Here is an 18,679-nt window from a genome sequence, read left to right on the forward strand (position 1 = left end):
GCAACCGACGTGCGGGCAACCGGCTTGTGGACCACTCCCCTTCCCGCCGCGGCCCCACGAGTCCCGGGCCCCTCCTTCGCGGGCTTCCCCTACGGGGACGTACGTCTGGAGGCGGACACCGATCCAGCCGTCAGGGGTGACGACCTCCGCGGCGCGCGCCGCTAACGTCGTCCTCGTGACTGTGATCGCGACCGAAGCCCTGAGCAAGCGGTTCCCCCGGGTGACCGCGCTTGACCGGCTCTCGTTGGACATTGGACCGGGTGTGACCGGTCTGGTGGGCTCCAACGGCGCCGGCAAGTCCACACTGATCAAGATCCTCCTGGGTCTTTCCCCCGCCACCGAAGGCCGGGCCGCAGTGCTCGGGCTCGACGTCGCGACCAGCGGCGCCGCCATCCGGGAACGGGTGGGTTACATGCCCGAGCACGACTGCCTCCCCCCTGACGTCTCCGCGACCGAATTTGTCGTGCACATGGCTCGAATGTCCGGGCTGCCGCCGGCCGCCGCCCGCGAGCGCACCGCCGACACCCTGCGCCACGTCGGCCTCTACGAAGAGCGCTACCGCCCCATCGGCGGCTACTCGACCGGGATGAAGCAGCGGGTGAAGCTGGCCCAGGCCCTGGTCCACGACCCCCGACTGGTCCTCCTGGACGAGCCGACCAACGGCCTCGACCCGGTGGGCCGCGACGAGATGCTCGGCCTGATCCGCCGCATCCACACCGACTTCGGCATCTCCGTACTGGTGACCTCGCACCTCCTGGGCGAGCTGGAGCGCACCTGCGACCACGTCGTCGTCATCGACGGCGGCAGCCTCCTGCGCTCCAGCTCCACCAGCGACTTCACGCAGATCACGACGACGCTGGCCGTCGAGGTGACCGACAGCGACACCCACCCCGACGGCACCGACGCCCTGCGCCGCGTCCTCACCGAGGCGGGCGTCACCCTCGTCGGACACGACGGACTCGACACCGAGGGGCTGCCGGGCGCGGGCCACATCCTGCTCGTCGAGGCCGTCGGCGAGGAGACGTACGACCTGGTCCGCGACAGCGTCGCCGGCCTCGGCCTCGGCCTCGTCCGCATGGAGCAGCGCCGCCACCACATCGCCGAGGTCTTCCGTACCGAGCAGGGCGGGGAACGGCACGCCGCCGTCCCGGCCCAGGCCGCCGTCGCCGGGGCCGTACAGCAGAAGGGGAGCGGTCGCGATGAGCACTGAGACCGGGACCGCGGCCGGGCGCGACGCCTCCCGGATCCACAACATCGGCTACCGCTCCTACGACGGCCGGCGGCTGGGCCGGGCCTACGCCCGCCGCTCGCTCTACTCGCAGACCCTGCGCGGCTCCTTCGGGTTCGGCCGCTCCGCCAAGTCCAAGGTCCTGCCCATGCTGCTGTCCGGCGTGATGGTCCTGGTCGCGGCGATCCTGGTGGCCGTCTCGATGGCCACTCCGAACTCGACGAAGCTCGTGATCGAGTACACCTCGTACGCGATCTTCATGCAGGCGGTCATCGGCCTCTTCATCGCCGCGCAGGCACCGCAGGCGGTCTCCCGGGACCTCCGGTTCAAGAGCGTCCCGCTGTACTTCTCGCGGCCGATCGAACGCGCCGACTACGTCGTCGCCAAGTTCGCCGCCACGGCGTCGGCGCTCTTCATCCTCACCGGGACGCCGCTCCTCATCCTCTACGTGGGCGCACTGCTCGCGAAATACGACTTCGCCGATCAGACCGTGTGGTTCGGCCAGGGGCTGGTGTCGGTGGCGCTGCTGTCCGTACTGTTCGCCGGTCTCGGCCTGGTGATGGCCGCCCTGACCCCGCGCCGCGGCTTCGGCGTCGCCGCCGTGATCGCCCTGCTGACCATCTCCTACGGAGCCGTCTCGACGATCCAGGCCATCGCCTGGACCACCGACTCCCTCGGGGCGGTGCAGTGGCTCGGCCTCTTCTCGCCGATCACGCTGATCGACGGCATCCAGACCGCGTTCCTCGGCGCGACCTCCGCCTTCCCCGGCGAAGAGGGGCCGGGCGCCGGTACGGGCGTGGTCTACCTGCTCGTTGTCCTCGCGCTCGTCGCCGGCTCGTACGCCGTCCTGATGCGCCGCTACCGGAAGGTCGGGCTGTGACCACCATCGAGATCGACCACACCTCGCGCTGGTTCGGCAACGTGGTCGCCGTCAACGACGTCAGCATGACCGTCGGGCCGGGCGTGACCGGCCTGCTCGGCCCGAACGGCGCCGGAAAGTCCACCCTCATCAACATGATGGGCGGATTCCTCGCCCCCTCGACGGGGAAGGTCACGCTCGACGGCCGGACGATCTGGCGCAACGAGGCGGTCTACCGCGAGATCGGCATCGTGCCGGAGCGGGAGGGGATGTACGACTTCCTCACCGGCAGGGAGTTCGTCGTCGCCAACGCCGAACTCCAGGGCCTCGGCGCGACCGAGGCGGCCAAGGCCCTGGCCACGGTCCAGATGGAGTACGCGCAGGACCGCAAGATCTCCACGTACAGCAAGGGCATGCGCCAGCGCGTGAAGATGGCCTCCGCGCTGGTCCACGAACCGTCGGTGCTGCTGCTGGACGAACCGTTCAACGGCATGGACCCGCGTCAGCGCATGCAGCTGATGGACCTGCTGCGGCGGATGGGAGCCGAGGGCCGCACGGTCCTGTTCTCCTCCCACATCCTCGAAGAGGTCGAACAACTCGCCTCGCACATCGAGGTGATCGTGGCGGGACGGCACGCCGCGTCAGGCGACTTCCGCCGGATCCGCCGCCTGATGACCGACCGGCCGCACCGCTACCTCGTCCGCTCCAGCGACGACCGGGCCCTCGCCGCCGCGCTGATCGCCGACCCGTCGACGGCGGGCATCGAGGTCGACGTGACGGAGAAGGCCCTGCGCATCCAGGCCGTGGACTTCGGGCGTTTCACCGAACTGCTGCCGCGGGTGGCGCGGGCCCAGGGCATCCGCCTGCTGACCGTCTCCCCGTCCGACGAGTCCCTCGAATCGGTCTTTTCCTACCTCGTAGCGGCCTGAGTAGTGGCCTGAAAGGAGCTGTGCACCGTCATGTACGACCCCACAGTCGCCCGGCTCCTACCGGGCCCTGCTCGGCCGGCGCCGGGCCGCCATCCTGTTCGTCCTGCCCGCGCTGCTGCTCGTCATCGCGGCGGCGGTCCGCATCTTCGCCGGAGCCGATGACCAGGTCGCCTCGGACGTCCTCGGCGGCTTCGCCCTCGCCACGATGGTGCCGCTGATCGGCGTCATCGCGGGCACCGGGGCCATCGGACCGGAGATCGACGACGGCTCGATCGTCTACCTGCTGGCCAAGCCGGTGAAGCGGCCCACCATCATCTGCACGAAGCTGATCGTGGCCATCGCGGTGACCATGGTCTTCTCCGCCGTGCCGACCCTGCTCGCCGGGCTGATCCTCAACGGCAACGGCCAGCAGATCGCCGTCGCCTACACGATCGCGGCGCTGGTGGCCTCGATCGCCTACAGCGCGCTGTTCCTGCTCCTGGGCACGGTCAGCCGCCACGCGGTGGTCCTCGGCCTGGTGTACGCGCTGGTCTGGGAGGCGCTGTTCGGCAGCCTGGTGCCGGGCGCGCGGACGCTCAGCGTCCAGCAGTGGTCCCTGGCCGTCGCCGAGAAGGTCGCCGGCGGAAGCGCCGTCACCTCGGACGTCGGCCTGCCCCTGGCGACGGTCCTGCTGGCCGCCGTCACGGTCGTCGCGACCTGGTACGCGGGCCAGAAGCTGCGCGCGCTGAAGCTGGCCGGCGAGGAGTGAGGCCGCCCGGCGGCGCCCCGGGCCCGGACTGATCCGCGTACGTCACGACGACCCCCGACCCGGAAGGGCGGGGGTCGTCCTCCTACCTGGGCTACCCGGGCTTCCCGGGCCACCCAGGGCGTTGGACGACCGGACTGACGCCGGACTGACGCCGGACTGATGTACGCGTGACCGTACGCTTATCGGGTCGTTGGACACGGCGCGTGGAGGCAACTGGATTCCGTGGCGTCGTAGCGTTCGTGAAATCGGGGAGTGCCGGCACCGGGTGAGGCCATGCCCACCGGACCGGTCATCGAGTGAGTGGCAACCGTGAGCGTCCTCCACCCCTGAAGCCCGGGGTGTGGGCCGTCCCTCGTCGTTCCCGCGCACGAAAGGCATGCCCATGCCCACGGAAGTCGCCCTGCTCGAATCGCGCGCGCTGCGCGTCGAGCGGATGGGGCGCGTCGACATTCTCGACAAGGTGAAGAGCCTTGTCATGCTCCCGGACGGAATTCACGTTCGCACAGAGGATGTGGCTCGTTACTTCGAAGTATCCACAGCCTCGGTCAGAAGGCTTACCGATCGCCATCAGGAGGAGTTCACCGAGAACGGGATGCGCGTCCTGCGCGGCTCTGAGCTGCGCTCCTTCCATAGCGACATGATGTCGCTATGGGCGCGTGAGGGGGTGGAAAGTTATCCACAGGCGGCGACGCAACTCCGTCTCTACACCCGTCGCACCGTGCTCAACGTCGCCATGCTTCTTCGCGACAGCGACATCGCCCGATGCGTCCGTACGTACCTCCTCGACGCCGAGGACTCCCTGCGGGCGCAGTACGGTTCGCTCGATCAGCGGGTGACCCGGATCGAGAGCTGCCTCGCCGGAGTCGGAGCCGCGCTCCAGGAGCTCGGGCCGGTGCTCGTGCGGATGTCGGAACGGCTCGACAGCCTTGACCGGAAGGTGGAGAGGACCCATCAGGTCATCGGTGCGATGAGTCTCCGGCTGACGGACGTGTCGCAGGACGTCGCGCGGCTGGACGGGCGCCTGGACTGTTTCGCCCGTCAGCTGAGGGACCTCCGGCGCGGTGGACGCCGCTGATCGGTCCGGGTCACGTGGAGTCCGTCCGGAGGCCATGAGCTCCGGACGGAGCCCAAGAAGGGGCCCATGAAGAAGGGGCCGCCCGCCGCCGTCACGAGGACGTCGGCGGGCGGCCCCGTCGTGGTGCGTACGCGCGTACGCGTCAGTGGAGCGCGGTCGCCGCTTCGGTCCCGGAGCGCAGCAGTTCCTCCAGCACCAGCGCGATGCCGTCGTCCTCGTTGGACGCCGTGACCTCCTGGGCCACGGCCTTGAGGTCGTCGTGGGCGTTGGCCATGGCCACCCCGTGCCGTGCCCAGCCGAACATCGGGATGTCGTTCGGCATGTCGCCGAAGGCGATGGTGTCGGCGGCCTTCACACCGAGCCGGCGGGCGGCCAGCGAGAGGCCGGTCGCCTTGCTCAGCCCCAACGGAAGGATCTCCACCACTCCGGCGCCGGCCATGACGACGTCCACCAGGTTGCCGACGGCCGCGCGCGCGGCCAGGGCCAGGGCGTCGTCGTCCAGCTCGGGGTGCTGTATGTAGACCTTGTTCAGCGGGGCGGTCCACATCTCCGCCGGGTCGTCCACGAAGACGTACGGGAGACCGCCCTCGTGCACCCGGTATCCGGCGCCCACCAGCACGTCCCCGTCCAGCCCGTCGCGGCTGGCCGCCAGCCACAGCGGGCCGACCTCCGCCTCGATCTTGGACAGGGCGAGCCCGGCGAGCTGCCGGTCCAGGGTCAGCGAGGTCAGCAGCTTGTGCTCGCCGGCGTGGTAGACCTGCGCGCCCTGGCCGCAGACCGCGAGCCCTTCGTAACCGAGGTCGTCCAGGATGTGCCGCGTCCAGGGCACCGCGCGTCCGGTGACGATGATGTGCGCGGCGCCGGCCGCGGTGGCGGCGGCCAGTGCCGCGCGCGTGCGCTCGGAGACCGTGTCGTCGCCGCGCAGCAGCGTGCCGTCGAGATCGGTCGCGACGAGCTTGTAGGGGAAGCTCACTTGGAGACCGGCTCCAGGACCTCGCGCCCGCCCAGGTACGGGCGGAGCACCTCGGGCACCCGGACCGAACCGTCGGGCTGCTGGTGGTTCTCCAGGAGCGCCACGATCGTGCGCGGCACGGCGCACAGGGTGCCGTTCAGCGTGGCGAGCGGCTGGACCTTCTTGCCCTCGCGCATCCGGACGGAGAGGCGGCGCGCCTGGAAGCCGTCGCAGTTCGACGCGGAGGTCAGCTCGCGGTACTTGCCCTGGGTCGGGATCCACGCCTCGCAGTCGAACTTGCGCGAGGCGGAGGCTCCGAGGTCGCCGGTGGCGACGTCGATGACCTGGAAGGGCAGTTCGAGGCCGGTGAGCCACTGCTTCTCCCACTCCAGGAGCCGCCGGTGCTCGGCCTCGGCGTCCGCCGGGTCGACGTACGAGAACATCTCGACCTTGTCGAACTGGTGGACGCGGAAGATGCCGCGGGTGTCCTTGCCGTACGTGCCGGCCTCGCGGCGGAAGCACGGCGAGAAGCCGGCGTACCGCAGGGGGAGCTTGTCGGCGTCGATGATCTCGTCCATGTGGTACGCGGCGAGCGGTACCTCGGAGGTGCCGACCAGGTAGTAGTCGTCCTTCTCCAGGTGGTACACGTTCTCCGCGGCCTGGCCGAGGAAGCCGGTGCCCTCCATGGCGCGCGGGCGGACCAGCGCGGGGGTCAGCATCGGGACGAAGCCGGCCTCGGTGGCCTGCGCGATCGCCGCGTTGACGAGGGCGAGCTCCAGGAGCGCGCCGACCCCGGTCAGGTAGTAGAAGCGCGAGCCGGAGACCTTGGCTCCGCGCTCCATGTCGATGGCGCCGAGCGCCTCGCCGAGCTCCAGATGGTCCTTGGGCTCGAAGCCCTCGGCCCCGAAGTCGCGGATGCTCCCATGCGTCTCCAGGACGACGAAGTCCTCCTCGCCGCCGACCGGCACGTCCGCGTGGACGATGTTGCCGAGCTGGAGCAGCAGGCGCTTGGCCTCCGCGTCCGCCTCGTCCTGGGCGGCGTCGGCTGCGCGGACCTCGGCCTTGAGCTGATCGGCCTTCGCGAGGAGCTCGGCACGCTCCTCGGGGGTGGCCTTGGGGATCAGCTTGCCGAGCGACTTCTGCTCGGAGCGGAGTTCGTCGAAGCGGACGCCGGACGACCTGCGCAGCTCGTCGGCGGAGAGCAGGGCGTCGACGAGCGCGACGTCCTCTCCACGGGCGCGCTGGGAGGCGCGAACACGGTCGGGGTCCTCACGGAGCAGGCGAAGGTCAATCACCCCTCCAGGCTACCGTCGCGCGGTTCACGCACTCGAACCGATATTGCCGCGCGTGTCATTTTGACCGTAATGCCGGAATTGATATTCCTGATGGGGAATCGGGGGGTGCGGAGTCGGATGGCGTCAATAACGGTGGTTAACTCCCCTGAACAGGGCAGAAGGTGCGGCCCTGCTTGACGCATCGCCCTTGAGCGGCAGGGGAGTTGGCCATGCGGGCGGAGTCGTTGTCCACAGGGCGCCTCGATGGGCGAATGGTTATCCACAGGCTGTGAAGAAGATCTGTGGATGCCGGAACGGAATGCTCCGGAGGTGCGCGGAAGGCTCGGGATTCCCCGCCCGAACTCCCACCCAAACCCCCCGTCGCACGCTCATTCGGGTGGCAATTCCCCGCTCCAGGGAGTTGATCAAGGGAATTGAGGTGACACGGGAGTGCTCGCTCCCCTCGCGCCACTGTGGACGGCTCTGGGGTCACTGGGTTGATTTGTCGACCATGTCGCATTGGTGTGTCGACTTGTCCCCAGGTCGAGACGCCTCCCTGTGGATAACTCTGCGGGCAGATGACTATCTGTAGGTAGGACGGCAGGGCGACAGGGCGACAGGGCGGCGCGCAGCGCACGGAACGGCTACGGCCCGGCTACGGCCACGGCCACCGTAGGCCGCCGTCGGAGACGGCAGCCCCCGGTCGCCGTCAGATACGGCCGTCCTGGCTGCGCGCCAGCCAGTCGGAGGCGTCGGTGAAGGCGGCGTCGGACGTGCCGGCGCGCAGCGGACGGACCTCGTCCGGGGACACGCCCGCCCGCGGGTACGAGCCGAGGAAGCGCACCTTCGGGCAGATCCGCTTCAGCCCCATGAGCGCTTCCCCGACCCGTCGGTCCGCGATATGCCCCTCCGCGTCCACGGCGAAGCAGTAGTTGCCGATGCCCTCACCGGTCGGGCGCGACTGGATCAGCATCAGGTTGACGCCGCGCACCGCGAACTCCTGGAGCAGTTCCAGCAGCGCCCCGGGATGGTCGTCGCCCAGCCAGATCACGACGGACGTCTTGTCCGCCCCGGTCGGCGAGGAGGGCCGAGCAGGCCGGCCCACCAGGACGAAGCGGGTCTGCGCGTTCTCCGCGTCGTGGATCTCCGTCACGAGCGGTTCCAGCCCGTAGGTGGCCGCGGCGAACTCCCCGGCGAAGGCGGCGTCGTACCGCCCTTCCTGGACGAGTCGGGCGCCGTCCGCGTTGGACGCCGCCGACTCCCACACGGCCTGCGGGAGATGGGCCGCCATCCAGTTGCGGACCTGCGGCTGGGCGGCCGGGTGAGCGGTCACGGTCTTGATGTCCGAGAGCTTCGTGCCGGGCCGTACGAGCAGCGCGAACGTGATGGAGAGCAGCACCTCGCGGTAGATCATCAGCGGGTCGCCGCTGGTCAGCTCGTCGAGCGTCGCCGAGATGCCGCCCTCGACGGAGTTCTCGATCGGTACGAGCGCCGCCGCCGCCTCTCCGTTGCGTACGGCGTCCAGGGCGGCCGGTACGGAGACCATCGGGACGAGCTCTCGGGTGGCCGCTTCCGGGAGCGTGCGGAGGGCGACCTCGGTGAAGGTGCCTTCGGGGCCGAGATAGGCGTAGCGCGTGGCGGACATGCGCTCACCCTATTGCGCCGCACGGCGGGGGAAGCGCCGACGCTGCTGCGGTACGGACGACGGGACGCTTGCCGCTGAGTGCGGGCGGCGGCACCGGGCAGCCCTGGTGGACCGGACCCTCCGACCGGGGCTGCCGATCCGACCGGGGCTGCCGATCCGACCGGGGCAGCCGATGCTCCTCGTCGAACCCCGCAGCAGGAGGTGACGCCGGCTGAGATCGGACGGAAAGGAATTCGTGCCGGGTTCGGGTTCGTCTTGAGCGACTGGATGATTCCTTGCCGCGGATTTCCCGTGAAGCCGGAATTTTCCCTCCTCCAGCGTTCCGGTGAAATCAACGGCAAAGGTTCGGCTGGCACCGGGCCCGGGCCCGGGTCTTCCCGCCGCTATCGCGGGAACGGGTTTCCCGTCCAGGAGCCGCAGCCTGACGGCTGCGAGGGCCCAGGGCTGGTGGGCCCGCCGCCGCTGCTCCGCGACCCTGGTGGCGTTCCGCTCCTCTCCGAAACGGTGAGGCCGCGGAATGAGGGCGAGTTGCAACGCTCGGGAGAAATGAGCATTCGCTTTCTGTCATCAACCCTTCAGGAAAATCTCAGGCATTCCACATCGGCATCGGAAAGGCTGCTCTCAGCGAGTTGCCCTCAACTCGTGATCCACATTCGATGCTGATCGATAGGAAATCATGAAGCGCACCGCAATATCCATCGGAGCGGCCCTGCTGATCGTCGGCATCGGCGCCGGCACCTCCTCCGCCTCCTCCGCCGGCCCGACCAACAGCCACACCACCCCTGCCAAGACGGACCGTGCCTGCACCATCGCCGTGCCCAAGGGCACCGCCCACACCAAAGGTCACCGGGCCGATCCGGCCAAGCTCACGAAGACGGACCGCGCCCGCACTGTCGCCGTACCCAAGGGCACCCCTCCTACCAAGGGTCACAAGGCGGGCCACGCCAAGCCCGCCGAGACGAACCGCACCTGCACCACTGTCGCCGAACCCAGGGGCACTTCCCCCGCCAAGGGCCACAAGGCTGGCCTCGCCAGGCCCACCGAGACGGACCACGCCGGCACCGTCGCCGTACCCCAGGGCACCGCCCACACCGAAGGGCGCGTCGCCAGCACCGCCAAGCGCTGAGACGGTTCCGACGTCGACCGAGGTGCGGCCCCGGACCCCGCTCAAGGCGTCCGGGGCCGCGCTTCGAACGCCGAGGGCGGGACTCCGCTCAGGACTCCAGCAGCCGCTGTCCCACGTACTCGCCTTCCGCCGCCCCGCCCGGCACCGCGAACAGGCCGCTCGCCTCGTGCCGGATGAACGGCGACAGCGCGTCGCCCCGGTCGAGCTTCCGCTGCACCGGCACGAAGCCCCGGAACGGGTCCGCCTGCCAGCAGACGAAGAGCAGGCCGGCGTCCGGCGTCCCGTCCTCCGCGATCCCGTCGTGGTACGAGAACGGGCGTCGCAGCATCGCCGCCCCGCCGTTCTTCTCGGGGGAGGAGATACGGGAGTGGGCGTTGTCGGGGATCACGAGCCGGCCGTCCGGGCCCGCCTTGTCGAGGTCCATCGCGGTGGTCTCGCCGCCGCCGCTCAGCGGCGCTCCGTCGGCCTTCCGCCGCCCTATGACCCGCTCCTGGCGTTCCACCGGAAGCTTCTCCCAGTCGTCCAGCAGCATCCTGATCCGGCGTACGACGACGTACGAGCCGCCCTCCATCCATTCCTGCGGTGTGCCGGGGGAGGCGGGGACGAAGACCCGGCGGTCGAAGTCGTCGTCGGCGGGCTTCGGGTTGCCGGTGCCGTCGATCTGGCCCATCAGGTTGCGGGCGGTCATCGGTCGGGCGGTGGCGCCCGGGGTGCGGTTGAAGCCGTTCATCTGCCACCGCACCCGTGCGGCTCCCGCGCTCTCCCGCTGGACGGCCCGCAGGGCGTGGAAGGCGACCAGCGCGTCGTCGGCGCCGATCTGCACCCACAGGTCGCCCTCGGACCGCCGGGCGTCGAGCTGGTCGGAGGAGAAGGCGGGCAGCGGGTCGAGAGCCGCCGGCAGGCGGCCGGTCAACCCGGTGCGGGCGAAGAAGGTGCGGCCGAAGCCGAAGGTGAGGGTGAGGGAGGAGGGGCCCGCGTCGAGCGCGATGCCGGTGTCGTGCCCCGGACCGTCAGAGCCGCCCACCGCCGGACGGCCCGCCATCAGCTCCTCGGCCACGGCCGACCAGCGCCGCAGCAGGGCCGCCGCTTCCTTGCGACCCGCGCCCGCCACCAGGTCGAAGGCGACGAGATGGCCGCGGGCCTGAAGCGGAGTGGTGATCCCCGGTTGATGTTTCCCGTGAAACATCGCCTCGGTCGCACCGAGCGAGGTCAGAGCGGCGGGAGCCTCGGGGCGGGTCGCCGCGTACCCGGCCGCGCCGCCCGCGGCCCCCAGCACCAGCCCGGCCGCACCGGCCGCGCCCGCGCCGCCCAGCAGCCGCCGACGTGAGACCTCGGCACTCCGGTTCCGGCCGTCCTCGGAGCCGGCCCCGGACGGGGTTCTGGAGCCGGCCCCGGGCGGGGTTCCCGATGGGGTTCCGGTCGGGGTTCCCGAGGCGGCCGGCGGGTGTTTCCTGATCTTGCTCAACGTGCTCAGCCGATCTGTACGTTCTTGTCGACGGTGACCTGGTCGATGTCCGACGTACGCACCGTCACGTCGAGCTTCCACTCCCCCGCCATCGGGATCTGGACACCGCTCGCGGACCAGTGCCCCTCGGCCAGCCGGTCGGGGACGACCGGCAGCGGGCCGATCTGTTGGGACTCCAGGGTCAGGGCCAGCTTCAGCTCGGGGACGTCCATCGGGTCGCCGTCGCTGCCGTCGATCCACACGTGGACGTCGTTGGAGCCGGTCCGGCCGGGGTCGATGTCGATACGGACGGTGCCCTTGCCGTTCCGGCCGCCGGTGTCGAAGGGCATGCTCAGGTTGACGGGACCGCCGGCGGCGGGCGCGGTCGCCGCGGTGGAGCCGCCCGCGGCCTCCTCCTCCGTACGTCCCGGTTCCGTCGACGTCAGCAGCGTGGTCACGGCGAGCAGCACGACGGCGACGGCGGCCTCCGCCAGCACCGAACGGCGCAGGCCGAAACGCTCGGCGTCCGCGTCCCGGACGCGCTTCTTCCGCGTCGCGGTCAGGACGGCCTGCTGGCGGGCCAGTTGGGCGGCGCGCTCGGGATCCACGTCATCGCGCGCCGAGGGCGAACCGCTCGCCGTGGCGTCCGCCACCGCGTCCGGCGAGTCGGAGCGCCCGGCAGAGGCGTCGGCCGCGGCGAGGCTCTTGACGGCGGTGCCGTCCCGGGCGAGGCTCTTGACGGCGGTGCCGTTCCCGGCGGGGTCCTTGACGGCAGTGCTCTCCGCAGCGGCGTCCTCAGGTGTGGAGGACACCGCCGGATCCGTCAGCCGGCCCGTCCAGCGCCGCGAGAACCACGCGATCCCGAGCAGGACCGCGATCAGCACGATCTTGAGGATCAGCAGCTGCCCGTACCGGGTTCCGGTCAGGGCCGACCAGGAACCGACCTGCCGCCAGGACTGGTAGATCCCGGTCGCCGCGAGCACCAGGACGCTGCCGAACGCGACCCGTGAGAAACGGCGTACGGCCGCGCTCCCGATGTCCGGCGTCCGGTACAGCGCGACCAGGAGCGAGGCCAGCCCGCCGAGCCAGGCGGCGACGGCCAGCAGGTGCAGGACGTCCACCGGCATGGCCAGGCCCGCCTGGATGCCGGCGGAGGCGTGCTCCGACATGGCCCAGGTGGCGGCGATCCCGGCCGCGACCACACCGCCGCCGACCGCCAGTCCGAACGTCAGGTCCTTCTTCTCGCGCTCGTCGTCGCGCCGCGCGTACATGCCGAAGAGCACGGCGATGAACAGCGCGGCGGCGCCGAGCAGCAGCAGCCGGGCGACGAGCGCCGCGCCCGGCTTGGTGTCGAGGACGGCCTGGAGCCCGTCGAGGTCGAAGGCGTCGGCGAACCGGCCGCTGCCGGTGTACGGATTGCGCAGCAGCAGCATGACCAGGGTCGCCGCCGTCAGGGTGATCCAGCCGCGGACCACCAGCCGCTGCATTGGCCGGGCGCCCGCGCCGCGCTGCCAGCAGGCGAGCACGAACGCGCTGCCGCCCGCCAGCAGGACGAACCCGGCGTACGCGGCGTACCGCGCGATGCCGTAGACGACGCCGACCGGGCCGCCGCCGGCCTCCTCGGACGGCAGGGCCACCGTCGTCGCGGACGGTGCGCCGACGGAGAACGTGAACGCGCCGGAGATCGGGTGGCTGTCGGTGGACACCGCCTGCCAGGCCACCGTGTAGGTGCCGTCCGGCAGGCCGGAGTGGAGGGACACGCCGTACCGGACGGTCGAGCCCTCGGTCAGGTCGCGCGGCGCGGCGCCGGTGTCGGCGCGCTCGCCGCGCGGGTCGAGGACGCGGATCGAGTCGTCGCCGACGGCGATCCCCTCGGAGAAGCTGAGGGTGACCTCCTTGGGGGCCGTGGCGACCACCACCCCGTCCTGCGGGTCGCTCCCGGTGAGGGCGGCGTGCGCGGACGCCGGGCCCGCGCCGGCCAGGAGCAGCCCGAACACCAGGCCGGTCAGGGCGACGACGAGCGCGGCGGCGGCGAACGGCCGCCGTGTCGAGGGCGTCCCGCAGGGCGGGGCGGTGGCGGTCATGACGGTCGGTCCCTCACGGCTTCTTCGGGTTGTGGGTGGTCTCCTTCACGGGAAGGTCGACCGTGATCGGGTCCGCCTTCTCGAAGCGCAGCTCGACGGAGACCTTCTCGCCCTGCTTGGGCTTCTGCTTGAGCTTCATGAACATGATGTGGCTGCCACCGCGTTCGAGATCGAGCCGGCCGTTCGCCGGGACCTCGAAGGACGAGACCTCCCGCATCTTCTGATCCTTGCTCTCGTGGATCGTGACGTCGTCGGAGATCGGACTGGTCACCGAGGTGAGCCGGTCGGCGGCGTCCCCGCTGTTCTGGACGACCAGGAACCCGGCGGCCATGTCGTTCACGGGCTGCGGCATGAACGCGCCGACGACCTTGAGCTCGGGCCGGCCGTCCGCGGAGCAGCCCGCGAGCGTCAGCCCCGCGGTGAGGGCGAGGGCGGCGGCGAGGGTCGTGCGGCGGTTCACGGCTTCTCTCCCCGCAGCAGCTTCGGGAGGTCCTTGGCGTACTCCTCGGCCGTGGTGTCCTCGCCGTAGAGCACGTAACCGTCGTCCGTCTTCGGCGAGAAGGCGATGACCTGGGCGCCGTGCATCGAGACGACGGTCCCGTCCTTCTCCTTCTTCGCCGGGTCGATGCCGATGCCGAGCTGCCGGGCTCCCGCCTGGATGGTCGGGAAGTCGCCGGTGAGCCCGGTGAAGGCGGGGTCCTGGGCGGTGAGCCACTTGCCGAGCGAGGACGGCGTGTCGCGCTCGGGGTCGGTGGTCACGAAGACGACCTGGAGGTCGTCCTGGTCGGCCTTGGGCAGCTCCCGCTTGGCGAGGGCGATGTTGCTCATGGTCAGCGGACAGACGTCCGGGCAGTTGGTGTAGCCGAAGTAGATGAGCGTCGGCTTGCCCTTGGTCTTCTCGCGGAAGTCGTACTTCTTGCCGTCGGTGTCGGTGAGGACGAGGTCCGGCTTGGTGAACGGCTGGTCGAGGACGGTCGCGGCCTGGGTCTTCGGCTCGGCGCTGACGTCGGCGACGGGCTTGCCCGCCGCCGGGTCGTCGCCGCTTCCGCAGGCCGAGAGGGCCAGCGCCGCCACGGCGGCGAACGCGACGGCCGTCACTGCTTTTCTGTTGCGCATGAAGGGTGTCCTGAGTGTGGTGCGGGTGGTGGAAGCGGCAGGCGGGTCAGGCCGAGGTGCGGCGACGGCCGGCGAGCACGCCGAACGCCACGCCGGCGATGCCGACGACGATGCCGATGACGCCCAGCGTGCGGGCGGTGCCGTCGCTGGACGAGGACGACGCGGCGGTGGTCCGCTCGGACGACGCGTCTCCGGCGGCCTTGTGGTCGCCGGCGGCGCTGTGGTCGCCCGACTCCTTGGCGTCGTCGGCCGCGCCGCCGCCGTGGTGGTCCTCGGAGGCGGCGGTCAGCTTGAGGACCGGGGCCGGGCTGTCGGGCTCGTCGGCGCCGGCGGTGGGCTCCTCGATCCAGCGGACGACTTCCTTGTCGTCGTACGTCTGGAGGGCCTTGAAGACGAGCTGGTCGGTGTTCTCGGGCAGCTGGCCGACGGAGAGCGGGAACTGCTGGAAGTAACCGGGGGCGATCTCACCGCCGTCGGAGGTCCACGTGATCTTGGAGACGGCCTCGGTGACCTTCTTGCCGTGGACGTCGAGCGGCTTGTCGAGCTTGCTCTTGGTGATGGCGATCTTCCAGCCGGGCACCGCCTCCGGGCTGACGGACGACAGCGGGTGTTCGGCGGGGAAGTTCACCTCGACCTTGACCGTCGAGGCGTCGTCCCGCTCGTTGGGGACCTTGAAGTTGAGGGTGGCGTAACCGCCCTTGGCGGCCTCGCCCACCGGCTGGACGCCCACGTGCGCGGCGGCCGGGCCGGCGAGCAGCAGGACGGTGGACGCGGCGACGCCGCCCGCGAGGGCGACACGGGAAAGCTTCATGGCAGGGATCACTCCACAGGAAACGAACACGGTGGTCCGCCGCGCGGGTGCGCGACGGCATCACGACACCTCGTCCGGGTTCCGTGGAGAGTCCGGCGGGGGCCGGGGCGTCGTGTCAGGCTGCGAGGGCGTACGGGGCCGGAGGCCCGCGCCTGATGACCAGGTGCTGCAGAGGGTCGCCGGTGGCGGGCGGCGGGACGTCGCCGGCCGGCCGCCGCACGCGCGGCCCGGTCGTGAGCGGTTCGCCCGAACCGGCCAGCAGGACGCGGGCCAGGACGAGCGCGGCCCCCAGGGAGCGCAGCCGGGCCCCGGACGCCAGCGCCTGGGCGCTGTGCGTCGAGAGCCGGGCGAGCAGGAAGAGGGCGATCTCGCCCCGGCGCAGCAGCCATCCCGCGACGATCGCGGCCAGCAGGTGCGCCAGGAACATCGGCAGGCTCGGCAGCAGCGCGGACACCGCGCCGTACGCCTCCGTGGCGCCGAATGCGCCGTCCGCGCCCGGGGCGCCCGCCGTAGCGAGAGGCCCGGGGCCCGCCGACAGCGTCGAGGGGTCGATGCCCGCCGTGGTGACGATGCGATGGGCGTCCGAGGCGTTCAACTGCTGCGACCCGGCCCCGCACACGAGCCCGGCGGCGAAGCGGATGAGCGTGCCGTCGCCTCCGTCGGGGGCCGCGGCGGCGGGTGCCGCGCCATGGCCGCCGGAGGCGAAGAGGACGTGCAGGGCGACCTGTCCGCCGGCCAGCGCTCCGGCGATCGACACCAGGGAACGCTCCCGGCCGGCGAGGGCCGTGGCGACGGCCAGGACGCCGAGGAACCCGGCGAGCAGGGTCCACGCGGGAACGGGCGCGCCGGCGGCGAACGCGTGTCCGCCCGCGGACAGCGCGACGCAGGCCGCGGCGAACACCGCGGCCCTCATGAGCCGCAGACCGGCTCCGGCACGTGCGACAGGCGTGGACATGGCCGGGACATCATCGCACTGAGCCTCCGCAGACCCCACGGCAGGTCCCAAAGATCAGCTTCCGTCCCCTCACGCGCTTGTTGCGCCTGTTCGCGGGGGATGTACGGACGGTGGGCGCGCCGCCCGGCGGAACCGGACGGCGCTCCACCCGGGCCGGCCATACACCGGTCCGCGGAATATCCGCATCCGCCGAACGAGCGCTCCGCGTGCCGATCCGTGCTTACGAACCAGCCCGGGCGGCAATACGTATCGGTACGTCGAGCCGCAGCCAGGAGGCTGGAGCATGAGCATCTGGTGGTCACTCCATTTGCGGCGCGAAGCTGCGAGCGTTCCGCTCGCCCGTCGTTTCCTGCTCGGGACCATGGAGACCGCGGGGGTGGATCCGGACGTCTCCTTCGACCTCTCGGTCGCGCTCAGCGAAGCCTGTGCGAACGCCGTCGAGCACGGCGGCGAGCGGACTGGGCTCGCGGAGCAGGGGGGCTCCGGGTGCGAGAAGCCCCCGGCGGACTCCGGGCAGTACCGGGTCACGGCCTATCTGGACGGCGAGAAGTGCCGTATCGAGGTGGCCGACTCGGGGCCGGGCTTCCCCGCCCGGCGCGTGCTTCGCTCCGCCGCTCCCTCCGAACGACGCGCGCGGTCCGCGTCACCGGCGCAGCAGCCGGCGCTGTCCTGCACGGCCGAGAGCGGCCGGGGCCTGGATCTCATCGCGCAGCTGTCCGACCACGTCCAGTTCGGCAACCGGCCGGGCCGGGGCGCGGTGGTGAGCTTCGACAAGGTCCTGAAATGGCGGGAGGGCGCGCTGCTCATGGTGTCGTGAGCGGCGCGCCTCCCGGCCGGCGGTAGTCCGGAGACGGCCGGCGGTCGTACGGAGGGAGAGGGCGGCGGTCAGCCCTTCAGCCGCGCCATCCACGCCTCGACCTCGTCGGAGCGGCGGGGCAGCGTGTCGGACAGGTTCCGGTTGCCGTCCTCGGTGACGAGGATGTCGTCCTCGATCCGGACGCCGATGCCTCGGTACTCTTCGGGCACGGTCAGGTCGTCGGCCTGGAAGTACAGCCCCGGCTCCACGGTCAGGCAGACGCCCGGCTCCAGCACTCCGTCGACGTACGACTCGGTGCGCGCCGCGGCGCAGTCGTGGACGTCCATGCCGAGCATGTGACCGGTGCCGTGCAGCGTCCAGCGACGCTGGAGGCCCAGTTCCAGGACCTTCTCCACGGACAGGTCGCCGAGCAGGTCCCAGTCGACGAGCTTCTCGGCGAGCACGCGCTGCGCGGCGTCGTGGAAGTCGCGGAAGCCGGCGCCCGGCTTGACCGCCGCGATGCCCGCCTCCTGGGCCTCGTACACCGCGTCGTAGATCTTGCGCTGGAGCGGCGTGAACGTGCCGCTGATGGGCAGGGTGCGCGTCACGTCGGCCGTGTAGAGGTCGTCGGTCTCCACGCCGGCGTCCAGGAGCAGCAGTTCGCCGGCGCGGACCGCGCCGTCGTTGCGGACCCAGTGCAGGGTGGTGGCGTGCGGTCCGGCGGCGCAGATCGAGCCGTAGCCGATGTCGTTGCCCTCGATGCGCGCGCGCAGGAAGAACGTGCCCTCGATGAAGCGCTCGCTGGTCGCCTCGGCCTTGTCGAGGCTCTTCACGACGTCCTCGAAGCCGCGCGCGGTGGCGTCGCACGCCTTCTGGAGCTCGGCGATCTCGAAGGCGTCCTTCACCAGGCGCGCCTCGGAGAGGTGGACGCGCAGCTCCTCGTCGCGCTCGGCGGTGACCTTGTCGGTCAGGGCGGACTCGATGCCGGCGTCGTGGCCGCGGACGACGCGGACCGGGCCGGTGGCCTCGGCGAGCGCGGCGGCCACCTCGCGCACGTCCTTGGCGGGGAGGCCCAGCACCTGCTCGGCCTCGGTGAGGGAGTGGCGGCGGCCGACCCACAGCTCGCCCTGGCCGTCGAGCCAGAACTCGCCGTTCTCGCGGTTGGATCGGGGCAGCAGGTACAGCGTCGCCTCGTGGCCGCTGTCGCCCGTCGGCTCCAGGACGAGCACGCCGTCCTGCGTCCGGTCGCCGGTGAGGTAGGCGTACTCGGTGGACGGGCGGAAGGCGTACTCGGTGTCGTTGGAGCGGGTCTTCAGGTTGCCCGCGGGGATGACCAGGCGCTCGCCGGGGAAGCGCGCGGAGAGAGCGGCGCGCCGGGCGGCGGTGTGCTCGGCCTGGGCGATGGGTTCGAGCTCGTGCAGCTCGGTGTCGGCCCAGCCCGACTTCATGTTCTCGGCGAGCTCGTCGGAGACGCCCGGGTACAGGCCGTTCTTCCGCTGCTTGACCGGCTCTGCCTCTTCGGTTCCTTCGGTTCCTTCGGTTCCTTCGGTCTCCGGCTCCGGGTTCTCCGGGGTGAGCTCCTCAGACACGATTTGTCTCTCCTTGATACGACACTGGACCACCCTCATCGTACGGGC

16 protein-coding genes and 1 pseudogene are annotated in these 18,679 nt (G+C 71.2%); 7 read left to right on the top strand and 10 right to left on the bottom strand.

Going from position 1 to position 18,679, the window contains the following annotated elements:
* Window positions 1-220: 220 nt before the first annotated feature.
* From EES43_RS14675 to EES43_RS14695, 5 genes and pseudogenes are all read left to right on the top strand, one after another.
* Window positions 221-1,210 carry an ABC transporter ATP-binding protein gene (locus tag EES43_RS14675; RefSeq protein WP_124271980.1) on the top strand — a complete coding sequence of 330 codons (990 nt, stop codon included), beginning with the start codon at window positions 221-223 and terminating at the stop codon, window positions 1,208-1,210.
* Window positions 1,200-2,108 carry an ABC transporter permease gene (locus tag EES43_RS14680; RefSeq protein ID WP_124269151.1) on the top strand — a complete coding sequence of 303 codons (909 nt, stop codon included), beginning with the start codon at window positions 1,200-1,202 and terminating at the stop codon, window positions 2,106-2,108. Before EES43_RS14675 ends, EES43_RS14680 begins: the two co-directional genes overlap by 11 nt.
* Complete coding sequence (locus tag EES43_RS14685; protein ID WP_124269152.1) at window positions 2,105-3,016, top strand: ABC transporter ATP-binding protein; 912 nt, start codon at window positions 2,105-2,107, stop codon at window positions 3,014-3,016. Before EES43_RS14680 ends, EES43_RS14685 begins: the two co-directional genes overlap by 4 nt.
* A 30-nt stretch (window positions 3,017-3,046) precedes the next feature.
* Window positions 3,047-3,764: pseudogene (locus tag EES43_RS14690) on the top strand (ABC transporter permease).
* A 382-nt stretch (window positions 3,765-4,146) separates the two neighbouring features.
* Window positions 4,147-4,839: a hypothetical protein gene (locus EES43_RS14695; protein ID WP_124269153.1), complete on the top strand. Its 693-nt coding sequence runs from the start codon at window positions 4,147-4,149 to the stop codon at window positions 4,837-4,839.
* Window positions 4,840-4,981: 142 nt separating this feature from the next.
* On the opposite strand, the gene EES43_RS14700 is transcribed toward EES43_RS14695, so the two are convergent.
* The 3 genes from EES43_RS14700 to pheA form a co-directional block, all read right to left on the bottom strand.
* Entirely contained in the window at window positions 4,982-5,812 is an 831-nt protein-coding gene (locus tag EES43_RS14700; protein ID WP_124269154.1) for an HAD family hydrolase, read from the bottom strand.
* Window positions 5,809-7,086 carry a serine--tRNA ligase gene (serS, locus tag EES43_RS14705; protein ID WP_124269155.1) on the bottom strand — a complete coding sequence of 426 codons (1,278 nt, stop codon included), beginning with the start codon at window positions 7,084-7,086 and terminating at the stop codon, window positions 5,809-5,811. Before serS ends, EES43_RS14700 begins: the two co-directional genes overlap by 4 nt.
* Window positions 7,087-7,774: 688 nt before the next feature.
* Window positions 7,775-8,710, bottom strand: a complete 936-nt coding sequence (pheA, locus tag EES43_RS14710; RefSeq protein ID WP_124269156.1) for a prephenate dehydratase — start codon at window positions 8,708-8,710, stop codon at window positions 7,775-7,777.
* 676 nt (window positions 8,711-9,386) lie between these two features.
* On the opposite strand from pheA, the gene EES43_RS14715 reads away from it, so the two are divergent.
* Window positions 9,387-9,836 (top strand): hypothetical protein, encoded by a 450-nt coding sequence (locus tag EES43_RS14715; RefSeq protein ID WP_124269157.1) that lies wholly within the window; start codon window positions 9,387-9,389, stop codon window positions 9,834-9,836.
* 88 nt (window positions 9,837-9,924) lie between these two features.
* Here the strand turns inward: EES43_RS14715 and efeB are convergent, their stop codons facing one another.
* From efeB to EES43_RS14745, 6 genes are all read right to left on the bottom strand, one after another.
* Entirely contained in the window at window positions 9,925-11,301 is a 1,377-nt protein-coding gene (efeB, locus tag EES43_RS14720; RefSeq protein WP_124269158.1) for an iron uptake transporter deferrochelatase/peroxidase subunit, read from the bottom strand.
* A 5-nt stretch (window positions 11,302-11,306) separates the two neighbouring features.
* Window positions 11,307-13,364, bottom strand: coding sequence for a copper resistance CopC/CopD family protein (locus EES43_RS14725; RefSeq protein ID WP_124269159.1), 2,058 nt, complete (start codon window positions 13,362-13,364; stop codon window positions 11,307-11,309).
* Window positions 13,365-13,377: 13 nt separating this feature from the next.
* Complete coding sequence (locus EES43_RS14730) at window positions 13,378-13,824, bottom strand: copper chaperone PCu(A)C (RefSeq protein WP_124269160.1); 447 nt, start codon at window positions 13,822-13,824, stop codon at window positions 13,378-13,380.
* Complete coding sequence (locus EES43_RS14735) at window positions 13,821-14,480, bottom strand: SCO family protein (RefSeq protein ID WP_124269161.1); 660 nt, start codon at window positions 14,478-14,480, stop codon at window positions 13,821-13,823. Before EES43_RS14735 ends, EES43_RS14730 begins: the two co-directional genes overlap by 4 nt.
* A gap of 46 nt (window positions 14,481-14,526) precedes the next feature.
* Entirely contained in the window at window positions 14,527-15,291 is a 765-nt protein-coding gene (locus tag EES43_RS14740) for a YcnI family copper-binding membrane protein (RefSeq protein ID WP_124269162.1), read from the bottom strand.
* Between the two features lie 115 nt (window positions 15,292-15,406).
* Window positions 15,407-16,246 carry a hypothetical protein gene (locus EES43_RS14745; RefSeq protein WP_124269163.1) on the bottom strand — a complete coding sequence of 280 codons (840 nt, stop codon included), beginning with the start codon at window positions 16,244-16,246 and terminating at the stop codon, window positions 15,407-15,409.
* 283 nt (window positions 16,247-16,529) lie between these two features.
* Between EES43_RS14745 and EES43_RS14750 the strand changes: the two genes are divergently transcribed.
* Window positions 16,530-17,063, top strand: coding sequence for an ATP-binding protein (locus tag EES43_RS14750; RefSeq protein WP_124269164.1), 534 nt, complete (start codon window positions 16,530-16,532; stop codon window positions 17,061-17,063).
* Window positions 17,064-17,131: 68 nt separating this feature from the next.
* Here EES43_RS14750 and EES43_RS14755 read toward each other — a convergent pair whose 3' ends face one another.
* Window positions 17,132-18,631, bottom strand: coding sequence for an aminopeptidase P family protein (locus EES43_RS14755; protein ID WP_124269165.1), 1,500 nt, complete (start codon window positions 18,629-18,631; stop codon window positions 17,132-17,134).
* Between the last annotated feature and the right edge of the window lie 48 nt (window positions 18,632-18,679).

Origin of the sequence: Streptomyces sp. ADI96-02 (assembly GCF_003846185.1) — a bacterium.
GTDB lineage: Bacteria > Actinomycetota > Actinomycetes > Streptomycetales > Streptomycetaceae > Streptomyces.

Coding starts and splice junctions, on each gene's coding strand:
- EES43_RS14680 (WP_124269151.1), top strand. CDS start 1,200: ATGAGCACTGAGACCGGGACCGCGGCCGGGCGCGACGCCTCCCGGATC.
- EES43_RS14695 (WP_124269153.1), top strand. CDS start 4,147: ATGCCCACGGAAGTCGCCCTGCTCGAATCGCGCGCGCTGCGCGTCGAG.
- pheA (WP_124269156.1), bottom strand. CDS start 8,710: ATGTCCGCCACGCGCTACGCCTATCTCGGCCCCGAAGGCACCTTCACC.
- EES43_RS14715 (WP_124269157.1), top strand. CDS start 9,387: ATGAAGCGCACCGCAATATCCATCGGAGCGGCCCTGCTGATCGTCGGC.
- EES43_RS14725 (WP_124269159.1), bottom strand. CDS start 13,364: ATGACCGCCACCGCCCCGCCCTGCGGGACGCCCTCGACACGGCGGCCG.
- EES43_RS14735 (WP_124269161.1), bottom strand. CDS start 14,480: ATGCGCAACAGAAAAGCAGTGACGGCCGTCGCGTTCGCCGCCGTGGCG.
- EES43_RS14740 (WP_124269162.1), bottom strand. CDS start 15,291: ATGAAGCTTTCCCGTGTCGCCCTCGCGGGCGGCGTCGCCGCGTCCACC.
- EES43_RS14745 (WP_124269163.1), bottom strand. CDS start 16,246: ATGTCCACGCCTGTCGCACGTGCCGGAGCCGGTCTGCGGCTCATGAGG.
- EES43_RS14750 (WP_124269164.1), top strand. CDS start 16,530: ATGAGCATCTGGTGGTCACTCCATTTGCGGCGCGAAGCTGCGAGCGTT.